At 68.3% G+C, this 18,322-nt stretch carries 18 protein-coding genes; 5 read left to right on the top strand and 13 right to left on the bottom strand.

What is annotated here, in order from left to right; translation table 11 throughout:
• Positions 1 to 68: 68 nt before the first annotated feature.
• The 4 genes from yddG to CSC76_RS08485 form a co-directional block, all read right to left on the bottom strand.
• Complete coding sequence (yddG, locus tag CSC76_RS08500; RefSeq protein WP_162109602.1) at positions 69 to 941, bottom strand: aromatic amino acid exporter YddG; 873 nt, start codon at positions 939 to 941, stop codon at positions 69 to 71.
• A 9-nt stretch (positions 942 to 950) separates the two neighbouring features.
• Positions 951 to 1,652, bottom strand: a complete 702-nt coding sequence (mtnC, locus tag CSC76_RS08495) for an acireductone synthase (RefSeq protein WP_162109601.1) — start codon at positions 1,650 to 1,652, stop codon at positions 951 to 953.
• 97 nt (positions 1,653 to 1,749) lie between these two features.
• Complete coding sequence (locus tag CSC76_RS08490) at positions 1,750 to 2,310, bottom strand: 1,2-dihydroxy-3-keto-5-methylthiopentene dioxygenase (protein ID WP_162109600.1); 561 nt, start codon at positions 2,308 to 2,310, stop codon at positions 1,750 to 1,752.
• A 94-nt stretch (positions 2,311 to 2,404) separates the two neighbouring features.
• The gene (locus CSC76_RS08485) at positions 2,405 to 3,046 is read right to left on the bottom strand and encodes a methylthioribulose 1-phosphate dehydratase (RefSeq protein ID WP_162109599.1); all 642 of its coding nucleotides are present in this window, start codon (positions 3,044 to 3,046) and stop codon (positions 2,405 to 2,407) included.
• Positions 3,047 to 3,159: 113 nt separating this feature from the next.
• Here CSC76_RS08485 and CSC76_RS08480 point away from each other — a divergent pair, with 113 nt between their 5' ends.
• Positions 3,160 to 3,489, top strand: a complete 330-nt coding sequence (locus CSC76_RS08480; RefSeq protein ID WP_162109598.1) for a high-potential iron-sulfur protein — start codon at positions 3,160 to 3,162, stop codon at positions 3,487 to 3,489.
• Positions 3,490 to 3,562: 73 nt separating this feature from the next.
• On the opposite strand, the gene CSC76_RS08475 is transcribed toward CSC76_RS08480, so the two are convergent.
• Together CSC76_RS08475 and CSC76_RS08470 are read right to left on the bottom strand one after the other, a co-directional pair.
• The gene (locus CSC76_RS08475) at positions 3,563 to 4,993 is read right to left on the bottom strand and encodes an amino acid permease (RefSeq protein ID WP_162109597.1); all 1,431 of its coding nucleotides are present in this window, start codon (positions 4,991 to 4,993) and stop codon (positions 3,563 to 3,565) included.
• A 75-nt stretch (positions 4,994 to 5,068) separates the two neighbouring features.
• A complete protein-coding gene (locus tag CSC76_RS08470) occupies positions 5,069 to 6,559 on the bottom strand; it encodes an amino acid permease (protein ID WP_162109596.1) in 1,491 nt (496 codons plus the stop codon).
• Positions 6,560 to 6,691: 132 nt separating this feature from the next.
• Between CSC76_RS08470 and CSC76_RS08465 the strand changes: the two genes are divergently transcribed.
• A complete protein-coding gene (locus CSC76_RS08465; RefSeq protein ID WP_162109595.1) occupies positions 6,692 to 7,315 on the top strand; it encodes an NUDIX hydrolase in 624 nt (207 codons plus the stop codon).
• Between the two features lie 127 nt (positions 7,316 to 7,442).
• Here the strand turns inward: CSC76_RS08465 and serA are convergent, their stop codons facing one another.
• Entirely contained in the window at positions 7,443 to 8,684 is a 1,242-nt protein-coding gene (serA, locus tag CSC76_RS08460) for a phosphoglycerate dehydrogenase (RefSeq protein ID WP_162109594.1), read from the bottom strand.
• 192 nt (positions 8,685 to 8,876) lie between these two features.
• On the opposite strand from serA, the gene CSC76_RS08455 reads away from it, so the two are divergent.
• Entirely contained in the window at positions 8,877 to 10,265 is a 1,389-nt protein-coding gene (locus CSC76_RS08455) for an FAD-binding oxidoreductase (protein ID WP_162109593.1), read from the top strand.
• Here the strand turns inward: CSC76_RS08455 and CSC76_RS08450 are convergent.
• The gene (locus CSC76_RS08450) at positions 10,256 to 10,411 is read right to left on the bottom strand and encodes a hypothetical protein (protein ID WP_162109592.1); all 156 of its coding nucleotides are present in this window, start codon (positions 10,409 to 10,411) and stop codon (positions 10,256 to 10,258) included. The two genes, CSC76_RS08455 and CSC76_RS08450, sit on opposite strands and share 10 nt — an antisense overlap.
• On the opposite strand from CSC76_RS08450, the gene CSC76_RS08445 reads away from it, so the two are divergent.
• Positions 10,410 to 10,709 carry a DUF2388 domain-containing protein gene (locus CSC76_RS08445; protein ID WP_162109591.1) on the top strand — a complete coding sequence of 100 codons (300 nt, stop codon included), beginning with the start codon at positions 10,410 to 10,412 and terminating at the stop codon, positions 10,707 to 10,709. The genes CSC76_RS08450 and CSC76_RS08445 overlap by 2 nt on opposite strands.
• Positions 10,709 to 12,529, top strand: a complete 1,821-nt coding sequence (locus CSC76_RS08440) for a DUF7844 domain-containing protein (protein ID WP_162109590.1) — start codon at positions 10,709 to 10,711, stop codon at positions 12,527 to 12,529. Before CSC76_RS08445 ends, CSC76_RS08440 begins: the two co-directional genes overlap by 1 nt.
• Before the next feature lie 7 nt (positions 12,530 to 12,536).
• Here the strand turns inward: CSC76_RS08440 and yeiP are convergent, their stop codons facing one another.
• The 5 genes from yeiP to CSC76_RS08415 form a co-directional block, all read right to left on the bottom strand.
• On the bottom strand, positions 12,537 to 13,103 hold the full coding sequence (yeiP, locus tag CSC76_RS08435) for an elongation factor P-like protein YeiP (protein ID WP_162109589.1): 567 nt from the start codon (positions 13,101 to 13,103) through the stop codon (positions 12,537 to 12,539).
• A gap of 129 nt (positions 13,104 to 13,232) precedes the next feature.
• Positions 13,233 to 14,003 carry an SDR family NAD(P)-dependent oxidoreductase gene (locus CSC76_RS08430; protein ID WP_162109588.1) on the bottom strand — a complete coding sequence of 257 codons (771 nt, stop codon included), beginning with the start codon at positions 14,001 to 14,003 and terminating at the stop codon, positions 13,233 to 13,235.
• Between the two features lie 229 nt (positions 14,004 to 14,232).
• Positions 14,233 to 16,797: a sensor domain-containing protein gene (locus tag CSC76_RS08425; RefSeq protein WP_162109587.1), complete on the bottom strand. Its 2,565-nt coding sequence runs from the start codon at positions 16,795 to 16,797 to the stop codon at positions 14,233 to 14,235.
• Complete coding sequence (locus CSC76_RS08420) at positions 16,794 to 17,714, bottom strand: hydroxymethylglutaryl-CoA lyase (protein WP_162109586.1); 921 nt, start codon at positions 17,712 to 17,714, stop codon at positions 16,794 to 16,796. Before CSC76_RS08420 ends, CSC76_RS08425 begins: the two co-directional genes overlap by 4 nt.
• Complete coding sequence (locus tag CSC76_RS08415) at positions 17,711 to 18,322, bottom strand: hypothetical protein (RefSeq protein ID WP_162109585.1); 612 nt, start codon at positions 18,320 to 18,322, stop codon at positions 17,711 to 17,713. The genes CSC76_RS08420 and CSC76_RS08415 overlap by 4 nt, the downstream gene beginning before the upstream one ends.

Here is an 18,322-nt window from a genome sequence, read left to right as displayed (position 1 = left end):
CGACGTGGCGCGCAGTCTAGGCAATCCGCACGATGCGTGTAGAAACGCGAATCGCTCTCGAATAGATATCAACGGGCGGCGCGGCTGGATCGCACACTGAGCCACGCGCCGGCCAACAGCATCGCGATCGCGACGGCCTGGATCCCGTGCGGCTCCGCGCGACCCGAGATGACCAACAGCAACGTCGACAGCAAGGGCGCGAGATAGGAGAGGCTGCCCAGCAGGGCGATGTCGCCGCGCTTGGTGCCGTGGTCCCAGAGCCAGAACGCGGCGCCTACGGGGCCGGCGCCCATCACGGCGAGAACCAGCCATTGGGTGGCATCGGGCGCGACCGTGCCTTCGAACAGCAGATGGACCGCAGCGCCCAGGACCGAGACGCCCGCGCAGGCCACGGTGATGGCGGCGGAGGGGACCTCGGCGAAGCGGCGGTTGAACACGGAATACGCGGCCCAGATCACCGCGGCACCCAGTGCGGCGAGGTAGCCCGGCACGTGCGCACGGGCTACCTGCAGGCCATGCCCGCGGGTCACCAGCAGCGCCGCGGCCACCAGGCCGAGCAGCGTGCCTGCCCACTGCCCGGCACGCACCGTTACTCCGCCGACCAGGCCGACGAAGACCACGATCAGCAGCGGCCACAGGTAATTGAGCAGGCTCGCCTCCACCGCCGGCGCGCGTTTGAGCGCGATGAAGTAGAGCGCGTGGTAGCCGAACAACGCCAGCGTGGACAGCGCCAGCGCCGCGCCGGGTTGGCGCAGCTCGCGCCAGCCCGCGGCGCCGCGCAGTGCCGCGCGCGCCAGCCCCAGCAGCGCCGCGATGCCGAAACTGACCGCAAGCACCTGAAACGGGGGCAGGTTGCCGGTCGCGGTCGTCAGTACCGCCAGCGAAGCCCACAGCAGGATGGCGGCCAGCCCCGTCAGCGTAGCCGTGCGTTGCGACGCCATGGTTCGGATTCAGTCGGGCAGCGCGATGTCGGCGAACGACGCCACGCGCACATGCCCGTGCGCGGCCTCGCCCTCGCGGGGCTGAGGGTAGTCGTCCAGGCGGTCGATCAGGCGCGTCTGCAGGCCGGCTTCGCGCGCGGCATCCAGCTCTTCCACCACATCGGACAGGAACAGGATGGCATTGGCCGGCACGCCGATGCGGCCGGCGATCACGCGGTAGCTGTCGGCTTCGCGCTTGCCGCCGACTTCGGTGTCGAACCAGTCGGAAAACAGCGGCGTCAGGTCGCCGGCGTCGCTATGGCCGAAGAACAGCTTCTGCGCCGGCACCGAGCCGGACGAGTACACGTACAGCGGATAGCCGCGCGCGTGCCAGTCGCGCAGCGCGGGCGCCGCGTCGGGATAGATGTGGGCGGTGAAGTCGGCATCGCGGTAGCCCGCCTGCCAGATCATGCCCTGCAGCGCCTTCAGCGCCGTGTGCTTGCGGTCCTGGTCGATCCAGCCCTGCAGCGTCTCCACGATGACGTCGTCGCTGCAGATGCTGCCGTGCTCGGTGGCCACCACGTCCAGCCAGCGGCGGACGTCCGGGTCGTCGCGGTGGTCGCGCACGAAGCCGGGCAGGGCGCGCCGTGCGTACGGGAACAGCACGTCCTTCACGAACGAGATGCTGCTGGTGGTGCCTTCGATGTCGGTCAGGATGGCGGAAACGGGCATGGCGATGTTCACGGTCACTGTAGAGCGGAGCGCGCTCCGCTGCTCTTGTTCTGGATAGGGGCGTGCCGCCGGGCAGGCCCCGGGCCGGCAGGATCGATCAATGCCCGTCGGTCAGACCGTCGTAGCGCGGGAACTGCTGGGCGATGGTGGTGCCGGTGAAGTGGCCCACCCAGCCATCCGGCTCGGTGAAGAAGCGGATGGCGACGAAGCGGGGCTCCGGGCCCATGTCGAACCAGTGCAGCGCGCCGTCCGGCACGGCGATCAGGTCGTCCTGCACGCACTCGATCTCGTAGACCTTGCCGTCCACGTGCAGCGTGAACAGGCCCGACCCCGCCACGAAGAAGCGCACCTCGTCTTCCTTGTGGTAGTGCTCGTCGAGGAACTTGGCGCGCATCGCCTCGCGCTGCGGGTTGTCCGGCGCGATGCTGACCACATCGACGGTCTTGAAGCCGCGCTCGGCCACCAGACGGTCGATGTCGGCGCGATAGGCGTCCATCACTTCTTCCGGCGAGGCGCCGGGCTCGATCGGCTTGTTCGCCTTCCAGCGTTCGAAGGTCACGCCGATCTTCTTCAGCTCGGTGGCGATGAAATCGGGGTCGTAGCTGGCGAACTCCGGGGTGGCCGGGTCGGATTCCTTGAAGATGCGCAGGCGGCTCATGGCAATGGCGTGAGGCGGCGGGGGAACGCTAGGGTAGCAAACCCGGCCCGGACGCCCTGTGGCGGAAAGGTAACGCGGGGATAACCGGCGGTTATCAGCCGCGGCAGCCGAGCTTGCGCAATTCCAGTTCGGCCGCGAACAGGAATTCGAAGGCTTCCAGATGCCGGCGCGCCCCGGCCATGGTGCGCCCCCATGCGTACAGGCCGTGGCCGTCGATCAGGTAGCCCCACAGCGGCTGCCGGTCCAGCAGCGCGTCAACCTGCGCGGCCAGGGTCGGCATGTCCTGGGTGTTGGCGAACACCGGCACATCGATGGCCATCTCGTGGGTGTGGTTGCCGTGGAAGGCCTTCAGCAGTTCGAAGCCCTCCAGCCGGACGTGGCCGGTGCCGGCGAACAGGCGCGAGGCCACCGTCTGCACCAGCGAGTGGGTGTGCAGCACGCAGCCGATCTCGGGGTAACGCCGATAGAGCTGGGTGTGCAGCAGGGTTTCCGCCGAGGGGCGATGGTCGCTGCCGACGGCCTTGCCTTCGAAGTCCACCACCATGATGTCCGCCTCCACCAGCCGGCCCTTGTCGCGGCCGGAGACGGTGATGGCCGCATGCCGTTCGTCCAGGCGCTGCGAGAAGTTGCTGCTGGTGGCCGGGGTCCAGCCCAGCTGCGACAGTTCGCGCACGTTGGAGATGATGGACTGCGCGCGGTCGCGCAGCTGGTCGGCGTCGTAGGGCAGGGCGTTCATGCTGCGCATTCTAACGGAACCCGTCTGGCGGCCCGATCGATTGATCCTGCTCAATGCGGTCGGCGGGCCGGAAGCGCGACACTGCAGCCTCCTTCCCGCAGGTGCCCAGCCATATGAGCCACGATGCCTCCCGCCGCCGTTTCCTGACCACCACCCTGACCGCCGCCGCCGTGGCCCCGCTGGCTTGGCACGCGGTGCGTGCCGAGGCCGCTGCGCCTGCCGCCCTCCCCAAGCTGGACGCCAACAACCCCACCGCCAAGGCGCTGGCCTACAGCGAGAACGCCGCCACCGTGAAGCATCCCAAGCACAAGGCGGGTGATCACTGCGCCAACTGCAACTTCTTCAAGGCGCCGGCGGGCCAGGCCTATGGCCCGTGCACGCTGTTCCCGAAGAACTCGGTCGCCGCGAAGGGCTGGTGCAGCGCCTGGGCCAAGAAGCCCTGATACGTCCGGTTCACGGAAAGCAAAAAAGGCGCGGTAAACCGCGCCTTCTTCTTTGCCCCGATGCCGGCACCGCTCAGCGGGGCGTGCGCAACCGGCTGTGGCGGTAGCCGTACAGGAAATAGATCAGGAAGCCGACCGCGGTCCAGACGCCCATCAGCATCCAGTTGTGCGCCGTCATCGCCGACAGCAGCGCCATGCAGCTCAGCACGCCCAGCGAGCAGACCAGCCAGGCCGCGGGGATGCGGAACGGACGCGGCAGGTCCGGCTGCGTGCGGCGCAGCACCAGCACGCCCACGCAGACCGAGGCGAACGCGATCAGGGTGCCCATCGAGGTCAGTTCGCCCAGGATGTCGAGCGGGAACAGCGCCGCCAGCAGGGCGATGCCCACGCCGGTGATGACCGTATTGATGTGCGGCGTGCGGTATTCGGGATGGATCTTGGTGAACACCGGCGGCAGCAGGCCGTCGCGCCCCATGATCATGAAGATGCGCGGCTGGCCGATGATCATCACCAGCACCACCGACGACAGGCCGATCAGCGCACCGATCTCCACCGTCACCCGCAGCCAGCCCAGTTCCGGATGGGCGGCCACCGCGGTGACCACCGGTTCGGCCGTGCCCAGCGCGGTATAGGGCACCAGGCCGGTCATCACCGCCGCCATGGCGATGTAGAGGATGGTGCAGATGGCCAGCGACGCCAGCATGCCGACGGGCAGGTCCTTCTGCGGGCGATGCGATTCCTGGGCCGCCACCGACACCGCCTCGAACCCGATGTAGGCGAAGAACACCATCGCCGCGCCACGCAGCACGCCGTCCCAGCCGAACTTGCCCGGGCCTTCATTGGCCGGAATGAAGGGCTGCCAGTTGCCCGGATCGACGTACTGCCAGCCGGCGACGATCACCAGCACGATCAGCCCCGTCTTCAGCACCACCATGGCCATGTTCATGGCCGACGACTTGCGGATGCCCACGTAACACAGCCAGGTCAGCAGCAGCACGATCACCGCGGCGGGGACGTTGGCGATGGCGCCGGTCGGCCGCAGTTGCGCGTCTAGCGGCGCGCTAACCAGGGCCTGCGGCAGGTAGATGTTGAAATGTTCGAGCAGGCTGAGGGAGGAGCCGGGCCAGCTGACCGCGACCGCGGGCGCCGATACGCCGTATTCCAGCACGAGCATCCAGCCGATGAACCAGGCGGTCAGTTCGCCCAGCGTCGCGTAGGTGTAGGTGTAGGCGCTGCCGGACACCGGCACCATCGCGGCGAATTCGGCATAGGCCAGCGCGCAGAACGTGCAGCAGATGGCGGCCAGCACGAACGACAGCATGATGGCGGGGCCGGCGTGGTTGGCCGCGGCCTGGCCGGTGATCACGAAGATGCCGCCGCCGATCACCGCGCCGATGCCGAGCGCGGTCAGGCCCCACGGGCCGAGCGTGCGGCGCAGGCTGAGCCCTTCGGCTTCGGTATGGGCGGCGTGGGGGTGCTTGGTGGCCAGGAGCTGTCGGAGCATCGTGCGTGGTCTCGGGACGTTATCGAGGAGTACAACCAAAAAGGCCGGCGGTGTGCCCGCCGGCCTTGAAGACGATCAGGCGCGCTGCCTGAGTTTGCTGTTCCGGAAGCCGTAGGCGAAGTAGATCACCTGCCCCAGCACCGTCCAGCCCACGAAGATCTGCCAGTGTTCCATGAACGACTGCATGAACAGGAACAGGCAGGCCAGCACGCCCAGCGGGCAGATCAGCCAGAACATGGGCACGCGGAACGGGCGGGCGAGGTCGGGGCGGGTGAAGCGCAGTACCAGCACGCCGAGACACACGGTGGCGAAGGCCAGCAACGTACCCATCGAGACCAGCTCGCCCAGCACGCTGAGCGGCATGAAACCGGCCAGCAGGCAGGCCAGCACGCCGACGATGATCGTACCGACGTAGGGCGTATGGAACTTCGGGTGCACCTTGCCGAACAGGCGCGGCAGCAGCCCGTCGCGGGACATCGAATAGAAGATGCGCGGCTGCGCCATCAGCATCACCAGGATCACCGACGACAGGCCGGCGATCGCGCCGATCTCCACCGCCGTCTTCAGCCAGCCGACGCTGGCGCCGGGATCGGCCTTCAGGACCTCTTCCAGCGCGGTGGCCACCGGCTTGGCGGTGCCCAGCAGGCTGTAGTGGGTCATGCCGGTCAGCACCGCGCAGACGGCGATGTAGATGACGGTGCAGATGGCCAGCGAACCCAGGATGCCCTTGGGCATGTCGCGCTGCGGATTCTTCGCTTCGCCGGCCGCGGTGGAGACCGCGTCGAAGCCGATGTAGGCGAAGAACACGATGGTCGCTGCGCGGAACACGCCGTCCATACCGAACTGTCCGGGACCGGTGTTCTCCGGGATGAAGGGCGTCCAGTTGGCCGGGTCCACGTACTGCACGCCGAAGCCCAGGAACGCCGCGATGACGAGCACCTTGATCGCCACGATGATCGCGTTGACGAAGGCCGACTGGGTGATGCCGACATAGCACAAGCCGCTGACCGCCGCGACGATCAGCACCGCGGGCAGGTTGATGATGCCGTTGGTGGCGACGAACCCGCCGTCGGCCCAGGTGATGGGCGCGGTGGCCAGTTGCTCGGGGAAGGGTACGCCCAGCGTGGAAGTCAGGAAGCTCACCAGGTAGCCCGACCAGCCCACCGCGACGGTGGACGAGGCGAACAGGTATTCCAGTACCAGGCACCAGCCGATGAACCACGCCACGGCTTCGCCCAGGGTCGCGTAGGAATAGGAGTACGCGCTGCCGGACACCGGCATCATCGAAGCGAATTCGGCGTAGCACAGGCCCGCCATGGCGCAGGCGAAGCCGGCCAGCACGAAGCTCAGCATGATCGCGGGGCCGGCATGGTTGGCGGCGGCCTGGCCGGTCAGCACGAAGATGCCCGCGCCGATCACCGCACCCACGCCCAGCATGACCAGGTGCTTGGCCGTCAGCGTCCGTTTCAGGGTGGCTTCGCCGTCCAGGCTGCCTTCGAAGGGTTCACCGGCATCGACGTGGCCTGCCGGCGCGACCGGCTTGACCCTGAACAGAGCTTTGAGCATTCGCAGCGTCCCCTGAGATGACTGAGTGCCGATGGACAGGCCCACCGGGCGGTGACAACGGTCATGGGGACGGTCCCCACGGAAGGCCGTACCTTGCCAAAGCGGGCGGGGGATCACAAGCGCAGGTGCAGCATGGCCGGCGATAATCGGCGCCGTCTTCGCCATCGCGGAAAGGAAAAGCACGTCGTGTCAGCCGCTTATGCTTCGCTACGAGAACACCTGGCCGATTACGGCCGCCGCTGGCCCGACGAAGAAGCGGTCATCGCCCAGTTCCTGGCCCTGCTGGACGGGCCGGCCAACCCGTTCGTCCGCGAGCGGCTGGAAGGCCCTCTGACCGGCGGCGCGTGGCTGGTCAGCGGTGATGGCCGGCGCATCCTCATGACCCATCACCGCAAGCTGGACCGCTGGCTGCAACTGGGCGGGCACGCCGATGGCGATACCGACATGGCCCGTGTCGCACTGAAGGAAGCCGAGGAGGAGTCGGGCCTGTCCGACCTGGCGGTGGAGGGCGACATCTTCGATCTGGACCGCCACTGGATTCCCGAGCGCAAGGGCGGTCCCGGCCCCTGGCACTACGACGTGCGCTACGTGGTGCGCGCAGGCGGCAGCGAGGCCTACGTGGTCAGCGAGGAGTCGCTGGACCTGGCCTGGCGCGACATCGCAGCGCTCGCGGGCGATGCCGACGTGTCGATCAGCCGCATGGCCCGCAAGTGGCTGGCGATGCAGGCCCTCGCGGGCGAGGATGCCGCTCTGTAGGAGCGCCCCATGGGCGCGATGCTGCTGCAGGCGGATGTGGAAAAGCATCGCGGGCATGGCCCGCTCCTACAGTCGCCTGCGCGACGAAACTCAGGAGCGCCAGCCTTGCCACGCCAATGCTTCCTGCTCAGTACAGCACGCGTACCCGCAACGTACCGTCGATGGCCGCCATCGCCTCGCGCAGGCTGGTGGTCTGTTCCTCGTCGGCGGTGACGTCGATGACCACATAGCCGACCTTGGGATCGGTACGCAGGAACTGGCCGTCGATGTTGATGCCGCGGTCGCGGAAGATGTCGTTGATCTGCGACAGCACGCCCGGCCCGTTGCGGTGGATGTGCAGGATGCGACGGCTGCCGTCGTGGCCGGGCAGGGTGACCTCGGGGAAGTTCACCGCCGACAGCGTGCTGCCGTTGTCGCTGTAGCGCACCAGCTTGGCCGCCACCTCGATGCCGATGGTGTCCTGCGCTTCCAGGGTAGAGCCGCCGACGTGGGGCGTGAGGATGACGTTGTCCAGCCCGCGCAGCGGCGATTCGAACGATTCGGCATTGCCCTTGGGCTCGACCGGGAACACGTCCACCGCCGCTCCGCCCACCTGGCCCGACTTCAGCGCATCGGCCAGCGCGTCGATGTCGACCACCGTGCCGCGCGAGGCGTTGATCAGGTGCGCGCCGCGCTTCATGCCGGCGATCTGCGCCGCACCGAACATGCCCTGGGTGGCCGGCGTTTCCGGCACGTGCAAGGTCACCACGTCGCTTTGCGCCAGCAGGTCGTCCAGGCCGATGGCCGGGCGCGCGTTGCCCAGCGAGAGCTTGGTCTCGATGTCGTGGAACAGCACGTGCATGCCCAGCGCCTCGGCCAGCACGCCGACCTGCGTGCCGATGTGGCCGTAGCCGATGATGCCCAGCGTCTTGCCGCGCACCTCGTGGCTGCCCGCGGCCGACTTGCTCCAGCCGCCGCGGTGGCACTCGGCGTTCTTCTGCGGAATCCCGCGCATCAGCATGATGGCCTGGGCGATCACCAGCTCGGCCACGCTGCGGGTGTTGGAGTAGGGTGCGTTGAAGACCGGAATGCCGGCCAGCTCCGCGGCGTCCAGGTCCACCTGGTTGGTGCCGATGCAGAAGCAGCCCACTGCGATCAGCCGGCGCGCCTGCGCCAGCACGTCGTCGGTCAGATGCGTGCGCGAGCGGATGCCGACGATGTGCGCCTCGGCGATGCGGCGCTTCAGTTCGTCTTCCGGCAGGGACTTTTCGTGGAACTCGATCTGCGTGTAGCCCGCCGCCCGGAAAGTCTCCACCGCAGTCCGGCTGACCCCCTCCAGCAACAGTACGCGGATGTCCTGCTTCGGGTACGAGGTCTTCTTGTTCGACATTGCCGGAAGGTCGTGCGGGGGATGGAAAGGGGTCGTCACTATGCCAGATGCGCGCCGTCGATGCTGCGGCGCGGGATGGAATGCTCGGTTGCCGATTTCCCGGCTTGGTTGCCTCTGAAACGACCTCGCCATCGGCTGGACGCCGCACGGCATCGCTGGCACCCTGAGCGCCCCCGAGAACCCACCCGTGCAATGAGCGATCCGCGCTTGCAAACCCTGCTCGACGCCGCCCCCGGGCTGCGCCTGAAGACCGATCCCGCCGACCTCGAACACTACGGCCGCGACTGGACCCGGCGCTGGACGCCCGCGCCGCTGGCGATCGCGTTGCCGGCCACCGTCGAGGACGTCCAGGCCGTCGTGCAGTGGGCCAACGCGCATCGCGTCGCGCTCGTGCCGTCGGGCGGCCGCACCGGCCTGTCCGGCGGCGCCGTGGCGGCCAACGGCGAACTGGTGCTCAGCCTGGAACGCATGAACCAGGCGATCGATTTCAATGCGGTCGACCGTACGTTGACGGTGCAGGCCGGCATGCCGCTGGAGGCCGTGCACAATGCGGCGCGCGAGCAGGGCCTGGTCTATCCGGTGGATTTCGCCTCGCGGGGCTCGTGCGCCATCGGCGGCACCATCGCGACCAACGCGGGCGGCATCCGCGTGATCCGCTACGGCAACACGCGCGAATGGATCGCCGGCCTGAAGGTGGTCACCGGCGCCGGCGACGTGCTGGAGCTCAACAAGGCGCTGATCAAGAACTCCAGCGGCTACGACCTGCGCCATCTGTTCATCGGGTCCGAGGGCACGCTGGGCGTGGTGGTGGAAGCCACCGTGCGGCTGACCGATCCGCCGCCGCCGACCAACGTCATGCTGCTGGCGCTGCCGTCGTTCGAGGTGCTGATGCAGGTCTTCGCCGCATTCCGCGAGCGCCTGCAGCTGGAGGCGTTCGAGTTCTTCACCGACCGCGCGCTGCAGCATGTGCTGGCGCACGGCGCGCAGAAGCCATTCGACGAGGTGCACCCGTACTACGTGGTCACCGAGTTCGCCATCGGCGACGAGGCGAAGGAAGCCGCCGCGATGGCCGCCTTCGAGGCCTGCATGGAGCAGGGCTGGGTCAGCGACGGCGTGATCAGCCAGTCCGACGCGCAGGCCGCGCAGCTGTGGCGCCTGCGCGAGGGCATTACCGAAGCCCTGGCCCGCTACGTGCCGTACAAGAACGATGTGTCGGTGCGGATCTCGGCCATGCCGGCTTTCCTGGCCGAGACCCAGGCTTTGCTGGGCGAGGCGTATCCCCAGTTCGAGGTGGTGTGGTTCGGCCATATCGGCGACGGTAACCTGCACATCAACGTGCTGAAGCCCGATGGCATGGAGAACGCGGACTTCGTCACCCAGTGCGAGCAGGTCACCAAGCTGCTCGCGGCCTCGCTGAAGCGCCATCAGGGCAGCATTTCGGCCGAGCACGGCATCGGCCTGGTGAAGAAGGGCTATCTGGAGAGCACGCGCAGCGCCGAAGAGATCGCGGTGATGCGGGGCATCAAGCGGGTGCTGGATCCCAACGGCCTGATGAATCCGGGCAAGCTGTTCTACACCTGACCCGCGTTCGGCACCCGCAACCCTGCAGGAGCGACGATACGGGCGATGCTCTTGCGAGCCACCGGATTCAGGTGCTCGCCGGGCATTTGCGGGTAATCTTTGCGCTCCGCGCCGGTCACGGCGTTCCCCCGTGTGGAAATCTCCATGTCCCGATTGATCCTGGCCGGCGTGCTGCTGGCGTTCTCCGTGCCGGTACTCGCCGGCAGCTTCGCCGGTTCGTCGGCAGGCGCTTCCTCGGCCGGTTCGTCGGCCTCGTCCGACAGCTCCTCCGGCGACGACAAGATCGTCGTCCAGGCTCGCGAGGATGCCGCCAGTTTCGTGGCCAGCAATGGCCGCATCCGTGGGGCCCAGCTGGAAGCCGCGCTGCGCCACCTGCGCGAAACGGACGAAGCCGCGCGTCGCGCCAGCGACATGCAGCTGGCGCAGGCCATCCTGGCCCGTTGATGCACCCGCGTCGGCCCCGGGGCCGGCGCATCGCCGCGCTCCTGCTGTGGGCGTGGCTGGGCCCGGTGGCGACGGCGTCCGCGCTCGACATCGATCCCACACATCTCGCCACGGAAGATGTCGTCGCGACGCAGGCGCTGGTCGACGAGGTGCTGCCGCGTCTGCCGCAGGCATGGCGCGACGGCTTGCCAGCCGGGCTCGTCCTGGAATGGCGTGACGGACTGCCCGCGCACGTCGCCGGCCGACGGGTCGGCCATCGCATCCTGCTGCCGCGCCGGCTGCTGCAGGCATGGCGGTCGCGCGACGGCGTGTCGCCGTACGATGCCGGGTTGAGCGTGGTCCGTCGTGCGCTGGTACACGAACTGGCCCACGCCTACGACCGTGCGCAGCGCAACGTCCTGTCCGGCGATCCGCGCCTGCGCGATCTGGCGGGATGGCAGCGCAGCGTGTTTGCCGTCGCGGGGCGTCGTTCCCGCAACGATTTCGTCGCGCGTACGCCCGATCCTTATGAGCTGGAACGACCTGCCGAATTCGTAGCGGTGAATCTCGAGCATTTCGTGCTCGACCCTTCCTACGCTTGTCGGCGTCCGGCGCTGCATCGCCACTTCTCGGCCCACTTCAGGGTGCCGGCGACGGCGCATGCCTGCGCACCCGGGTTGCCGTTCCTGGACGTGGATGCCGAGGCGGGCGAGGCCTCGTTGCTGGCGCTGGATCCCGCCCGCGTCTACGAGGTGGACTACCTGCTGGCCGAAGGCAACACGCAGGCGATGAGCCGCTGGGGACACAGCATGCTGAGGCTGGTCGTGTGCGCGCCGGGACGCACGCCGGGGCCCGACTGCAGGCTGGACCTGGCCCATCATCGCGTGCTGTCGTTCCGCGCCTTCGTGGGCGACGTGCAGATCTCCGGCTGGCGCGGATTGACCGGCTCGTATCCGTCGCGCCTGTTCCTGCTGCCGCTGGACCAGGTGATCGAGGAGTACACCCGGGTCGAGCTGCGTGGCCTGCAGTCCATCCCGCTGCGCTTGCAGGAGGACGAAATTGCATCGCTGCTGGAGCGGGCCGCGCAACTGCACTGGAGCTACGACGGGCGCTACTACTTCATCGGCAACAACTGCGCGGTGGAGACGTGGAAGCTGCTTCACGACGGTATCCCACGGCTCGCGGACGCCTCGCTGGCGAGCATCACGCCCACCGGCCTGCTGCGGAAGCTGGAGCGGGAAGACATCGCCGATCGCCGTCCACTCGACAACGCCGATGAGGCCCGCCGCCTGGGGGATTACTTCGAACCGGCGAGTGCGCGCTACGAGGCGCTGTTCTCGGTCGCGCGCGATGCGCTGGCGCTGCCGCAACGGGATGCGCATGCGTGGCTGGCGCTGCCGCCTGGCGAGCGCGCGCGCTGGTTGTCGAAGGCGGACCTGAAGGCGAGCGCGGCCCTGCTGGTACTGGAGCATGCGGCGCAGCGCCGGCAGCAGCTCCTGCTGCGCGACGAACTCAAGCGGCGCTATCTCGGGCGCGACATGCCCGACGGTGCCGCGGCCGCGGTGGAAGCGCTGAAGGCATGGCTGGGGGATACCAGCTTCGTAAGCCGGCCCGCCGAACTCGCGGGAGAGGGCTATGGATTGCCGCAGACTGAGGAACGGACGCGTATCGTCGCCGAAGCGCAGGCGAGGGTGGCGCGGTTGCGGAACGAAGATGCCGCGCTGCGTCGCGACCTGGAACGTTGGCTTCCCGAGGAACAGCGCGAGACCCTGCGCGGCATCGAGGCCAATGTGGATGCCATCGGCGCGCGCCTGCGGGCCTTGGCCGCAGGCGCACCCTGAGCGCGGATCAGTCCGCCCGGCCGCCGAATTCGCCCGTGGTCGTGTTGACCAGGATGCGCTCGCCGGTGGTGATGTACTCCGGCACCATGATTTCGATGCCGGTGCTGAGCCTGGCCGGTTTCGGGCGCTTGGTGGCGGTGCCGCCCTTCAGTTCCGGCGGCGTTTCCACCACTTCCAGCGTGACGTGCTGCGGCAGCTGCAGCGCGACCGGCAGTTCGTCGATCACCTGCACGTAGCAGCCGCTCAGGCCGTCGGTGATGTAACCGGCGTCGTCGCCGATGACGTTGGCGTCCAGCGTGTACGGCGTGTAGTCCTCATCGTCGAGGAACACGAACGCATCGCCGTCCTTGTACGAATACGTGGCCTGGCGGCGCAGCAGCTCCACTTCGGACAGGTTGTCGTCGGCGTCGAAGCTGGCGTCCAGCTTGTTGCCACCCGGCACGCTGTACATGATGAAACGGAAGCGCACGTTGCCGCCGCGGCCCTGCGGCGAGCTGCGCTCGATGTCGCGGATCTGGTACACGCCGCCGTTGTGTTCGACGACGTTGCCTTTCTTGATGTCGAAAGCTTTCATGAGATATCCGTTGGGAAAAGCGGGAATGCGGAGCAGGGAGTGGGGAACGAGGGTGCGCTGCGAGTCGGTAGGCGGCGGGGAACTGTCATTCCCTGTTTCCCGTTCCCGCCGTCCGTTCCCGCTTCCGCCTCACTTCGGCGCCAGACGCACGGCGCCGTCCAGGCGGATCGTCTCGCCGTTGAGGTACGTGTTGCCCAGGATGTAGGCGACGAGGTCGGCGAATTCTTCCGGTTTGCCCAGGCGGGACGGGAAGGGAATCGAGGCGCTGAGCGATTGCTGCACGGCTTCCGGCATGCCATCGACCATCGGGGTCCAGAAGATGCCCGGGGCCACCGTCATCACGCGGATGCCGAAGCGCGACAGCTCGCGCGCCATCGGCAGGGTCATGCCGACCACGCCGCCCTTCGATGCCGAGTACGCCGCCTGGCCGATCTGGCCTTCGTACGCCGCCACGCTCGCCGTGTTGACGATCACGCCACGCTCGCCGTCCGCGTTCGGCGCGTTGTGCTGCATGAGGTCGGCGGCGGCCTTGGCCACGTTGAAGCTGCCCACCAGGTTGACCATCACCGTGGTCTGGAAGGTGGACAGCGGCATCGGCGCCTCCTTGCCCAGCACCCGGCCGGCACCGAGGATGCCGGCGCAGTTGATCGCGGCATTCAGCCCGCCCAGGGCGTCCTTCGCCGCGGCGATGTTGGCGGCCACGCCGGCCTCATCGGTCACGTCGGTGCGAAAGTAGCGGACGTTGGCCTCGCCGAGCTCGGCGACGGCCGCAGCACCCTTGTCGTCGTTGACGTCGAACAGCGCGGCCTGGCCGCCGGGGGCGACGAGATGGCGGGCGACGGCCAGGCCGAGGCCGGAGACGCCGCCGGTGATGACGGCGCGGGTATCGGAAAGCTGCATGCGGCGGACCTGCTGCGGAAAAGGCCGGCATTTTACGCGATGGCGGGTGGCGAGGGCGCCATGGACCCACTGTAGGAGCGACGTCAGTCGCGACCGCGAACCATGACCGGCAGTGCCCCTTGTCGGGCCGGTAAGCAAGGCGCCCCGGGGTTCGTGGCCTGCGAATGAGGACGTGGGAGCGGAAGGTCTCCGGTCGCGACTGACGTCGCTCCTACAGGGATCATCACGCTCAGGCGTGCAGCACCCGCTCCAGCGGGGCGTCGGCCAGCCGCCGCGCGAATTCGTCCGGCGACAGGCCGGGCGCGAACAGGAAGCCCTGGCCGACGGGGACGCCGAGATTCAGCAGGAACTGCCGCTGGGCCTCCGACTCGACGCCTTCGGCCACCAGGCCCAGGCCCAGGCTGCGGGCGATGGCCGAGACGGCCTGGCAGACGGCCACGTCCGAGCGGTTGTTGGGCACGCCCTCGGTGAACAGCGGGCTGAGCTTCAGGCCGTGGATGGGCAGGCGGCGCAGGTAGTTCAGCGCGCTGTAGCCTTCGCCGAAGTCGTCGATGGTCAGCATCACGCCCAACTGGCGCAGGTCGGCGAAGGTGCGCAGCGTGGCGGGGGCGTCCTCGATCAACACGCGCTCGGTGAACTCCAGCTCCAGCGCCGCGCCGGGCAGGTCGAACTCGGTCAGGATCGCGCGCACGCGGTCGGCCAGGTCGTCGCCGGCGAACTGGCGGTACGACACGTTCACCGCCACCCGCACGATGCCCAGCCCCTGGTCGCGCCACGCCGCCACCTGCCGGCAGGCTTCGCGCAGCACCCAGCTGCCTATGCGGACGATGTCGCCTGTCGTCTCCGCATGGCTGATGAACACGTCCGGCCGCAGTTCTCCCAGCTGGTGGTTCTGCCAGCGGATCAGTGCTTCGCCGGCGATGATGCGTCCGTTGCGCAGGTCCACCTGGGGCTGGTAGACCAGCCGGAATTCCTCGTTGTCCACCGCCCGCCGCAGCTGCGTCTCGATCTGCAGGCGGTCCTGCTGGCGCTGCGCAAGCTCCTGGGTGAAGCTCTGCCAGCCGTTGCGCGCGCGATGCTTGCTGTCGTACATCGCGATGTCGGCGTTCTGGATCAGCTGCTGCGGACGCAGGCCGTCGCTGGGGGAAACGGCCAGGCCGATGCTGGCGGTGATGGCGAACTCGTCCTTGCCGAAGCGGAAGGCATCGGCGAACGCCCCCAGCACCGCATGCGCCAGCTTTTCCGGAAGATGCGGATCCTCGCCGGCATCGCAGATCACCAGGAACTCGTCGCCGCCGAAGCGCGCGATCATGCCATCGGTACCCACCGCGCCGCGGATGCGGTCCGAGGCCTGCACCAGCAGTTCGTCGCCGGCGTTGTGCCCCAGCACGTCGTTGACCATCTTGAAGCGGTCCAGGTCGATGTACAGCACCGCCACCTGCGCGCGTTCGGGGTCGGCCAGGCGCGCGCCCAGTTCGGTCAGCACGGCATCGCGGTTCATCAGGCCGGTCAGCGGATCGGTGCGCGCCTGGATGCGCAGCGTCTCCTCGGCCTGCTTGTCCTGGGAGATGTCCTGCATGGTGCCGGTGATCCGCGAGGCTCCCGGATCGCCGGGTTCGGCGTCGCCGATCACGCGGATCCAGAACGGGTGTCCGTCGGCCTGCGTGCCCTGCAGCTCCAGGTCGAAGCCCTGGCCGCCGGCGGTGATCAGGTCCAGCGCGCCACGCAGGCGGTGGCGGTCGGATTCGCGCAGGCAGGACAGCACGTCGTCCAGCGTCACCAGCGGGCGCGCCGCGCCGAGGATGCGTTGGGCCTCGTCGGTCAGGTAGACGCGGTCGCGGCCGATGTCCCATTCCCAACCGCCGATGTGGGCCAGTGACTGCGCGCGGTCGAACAGCGCGCTGTCGCGCTTGAGTTCGGTGACGTCGCTGAACAGCGTGGTCACCTGCGACGGTCGGCTTTCGCCGGGGGCGAACTGCGGCACCGAGGTGGCGGTCAGCCAGATCAGGTGCTTGCGCTCCCGGTGGTACATGCCCAGCAGCACGCTTTCCACCATCTGCCCGGTGTCCAGCGCACGCTGCGCGGGCAGTTCGTGGCGCTGCATCTCGCGCCCGTGCTCGTCGACGATGTGCCAGCGGTCCAGGGCCAGTTCCTGTCCAACGCGCTGGTCTTCGCGGATCCCGAAGATGCGCATGGCCGCGCCATTGCAGTACTGCACCACCAGCTCGCGGTTGTTGACCACGATCCCTTTGTCGATGGTCTCCATCAGCTCGCGGTAGCGCATTTCCGCGAGCCGACGGGAGCTGATGTCGCGTGCGACCGCAACGATGCTCTTGCGTCCGTCGAAGTTGATGTTGGCCGAATGCACTTCCACCGGGAACCGCGTGCCGTCGCCCCGCATGTTGGTGACTTCGATGACGTAGGTCTCGCCGCGGTTCAGCGTTTCCCAGACCGGCACCAGGTGGTCGCGCGGCAGGTCCGGATTGAGCACGTTGATGTTGCGCCCGACGATCTCCTCACGCGGCCGCTTGTAGGCCTGCATGCCGGCCTTGTTGAGGTCCAGCACGGTGCCGTCCTCGGCGATGATGCTGACCGGGTCGGGTACGGCGTCGAACAGGTTGCGATAGCGCGAACGTTCGGTGTCGGCCTCCTGCTGCTTGGCGAGCAGGGCGTCGCGTGCCTGCCGCAGGAGCAGGGCGGTGGCGTCATCCGGGGCGCGTTCGGCAGCGGCGCGCTCCAGCGCGGCGACGAGCGCCGGCAGGTCGAGACCTTCGCTGGCTGCGTCATGGCTCATGTGGCGGCCGCCAGTGCCTTGCCGACACGGCTGCCGGTCTCGCGGCCCAGCCGCGTCGCCAGCCAGCGCCCGGTTTCGGCCAGCAGGTCCAGGTCCACGCCGGTGCGCAGGCCCTGGCCGTGCAGCAGGTAGACCACGTCCTCCGTGGCGACGTTGCCGCTGGCACCCTTCGCGTAGGGGCATCCGCCGGCGCCGGAGACCGCGGCATCGACCACGCGCACGCCCGCGTCCAGGCAGGCCAGCAAGTTCGCCAGCGCCTGGCCGTAGGTATCGTGGAAATGCACGGCCAGCGCAGGCAGGGGCACTTCGGCGGCGACCGCCTTCAGCATGTCGGCCGCCTTGCGCGGCGTCCCCACGCCGATGGTGTCGCCCAGCGAGATTTCATAGCAGCCCAGCGCATGCAGCCGTTTCGCCACGCGCACCACGTCCGCCAGCGGCACCTCGCCCTGGTAGGGACAGCCGAGCACGGTGGAGACGTAACCACGGACTTTCACGCCATCGGCGGCGGCGCGTGCCAGCACGGGGCGGAAACGTTCGATGGAGGCATCGATGGACGCATTGATGTTCTTCTGGTTGAACGCTTCGGACGCGGCGGTGAACACCGCTACTTCCTCCACGCCCACGGCGCGCGCACGGTCGTAGCCTGTTTCGTTCGGCACCAGCACCGGATACGCCGTGCCCGGTCGCCGCTGGATGGCCGAAAACACCTCGGCCGCATCAGCCAGCTGAGGCACCCATTTCGGACTGACGAAACTGGTGGCTTCGATGGTCAGCAGGCCGGTGCGCGACAGGCGGTCGATCAGCGCCACCTTGTCGGCGGTCGCGACCTGCGTCTTCTCGTTCTGCAGGCCGTCGCGCGGCCCCACTTCGACGATGCGGACGAAGTCGGCGTCGGGAGGAGGCGAGGGCAGCGTCATGTGCCCGCCTTCGCGCGACGCATGCGCAGGGTCTTGGCCTTGCCGTCGAATGCGTCGAAGAGTTCCGGATGCCTGCGCAGCAGGTCGCGCAGCTGGGCAGGACTGCCTTCGAACAGGTAAGTGCTGGCGTCAGTCTCGCGCGCCTTCAGGCCGCCCTGTCGGACCCGCTGCATGATGGCCACCGTGTCGAGCATCGCGATCTGCAGCGTATCGTCATGGATGCGGTATTTCAGCAACGTGACGGCACCCGCGGGCAGGCCTTTGGGTATCGGCGGCGCGGCCTCCTTGCCGGTACCGAACAGACCTTCCAGTTCCTTGAAGCCGAGGGCGAGGTAGCGGTCGCCGTCCACTTCGAAGCCCAGCGCATCGAAGCCGGGTTCGTCCTGGCGGTTGTTGTCGCGCAGGCGGACATGGCATGTCGCGTCGACGTCGGCATAGTCGTCCTTGCCCAGGGGCACGCGATCCTGCGGGCTGTCGGGCAGCGGAATCCAGTGTCCGACCAGGGTCGGGTCGCAGGTGAGCGGGGCAGGGGCTTGTTCGAACATGACGCATCCGGCCAGCAGACTGGCCGCCAGCAGCACGACGGCCCACGGACGCAGCGGCGCCAT

Origin of the sequence: Pseudoxanthomonas mexicana, from assembly GCF_010093385.1 — a bacterium.
GTDB lineage: Bacteria > Pseudomonadota > Gammaproteobacteria > Xanthomonadales > Xanthomonadaceae > Pseudoxanthomonas_A > Pseudoxanthomonas_A mexicana.
Note: the sequence above shows the minus strand (reverse complement) of the source record. Positions and strands in the feature narration are given on the sequence as shown.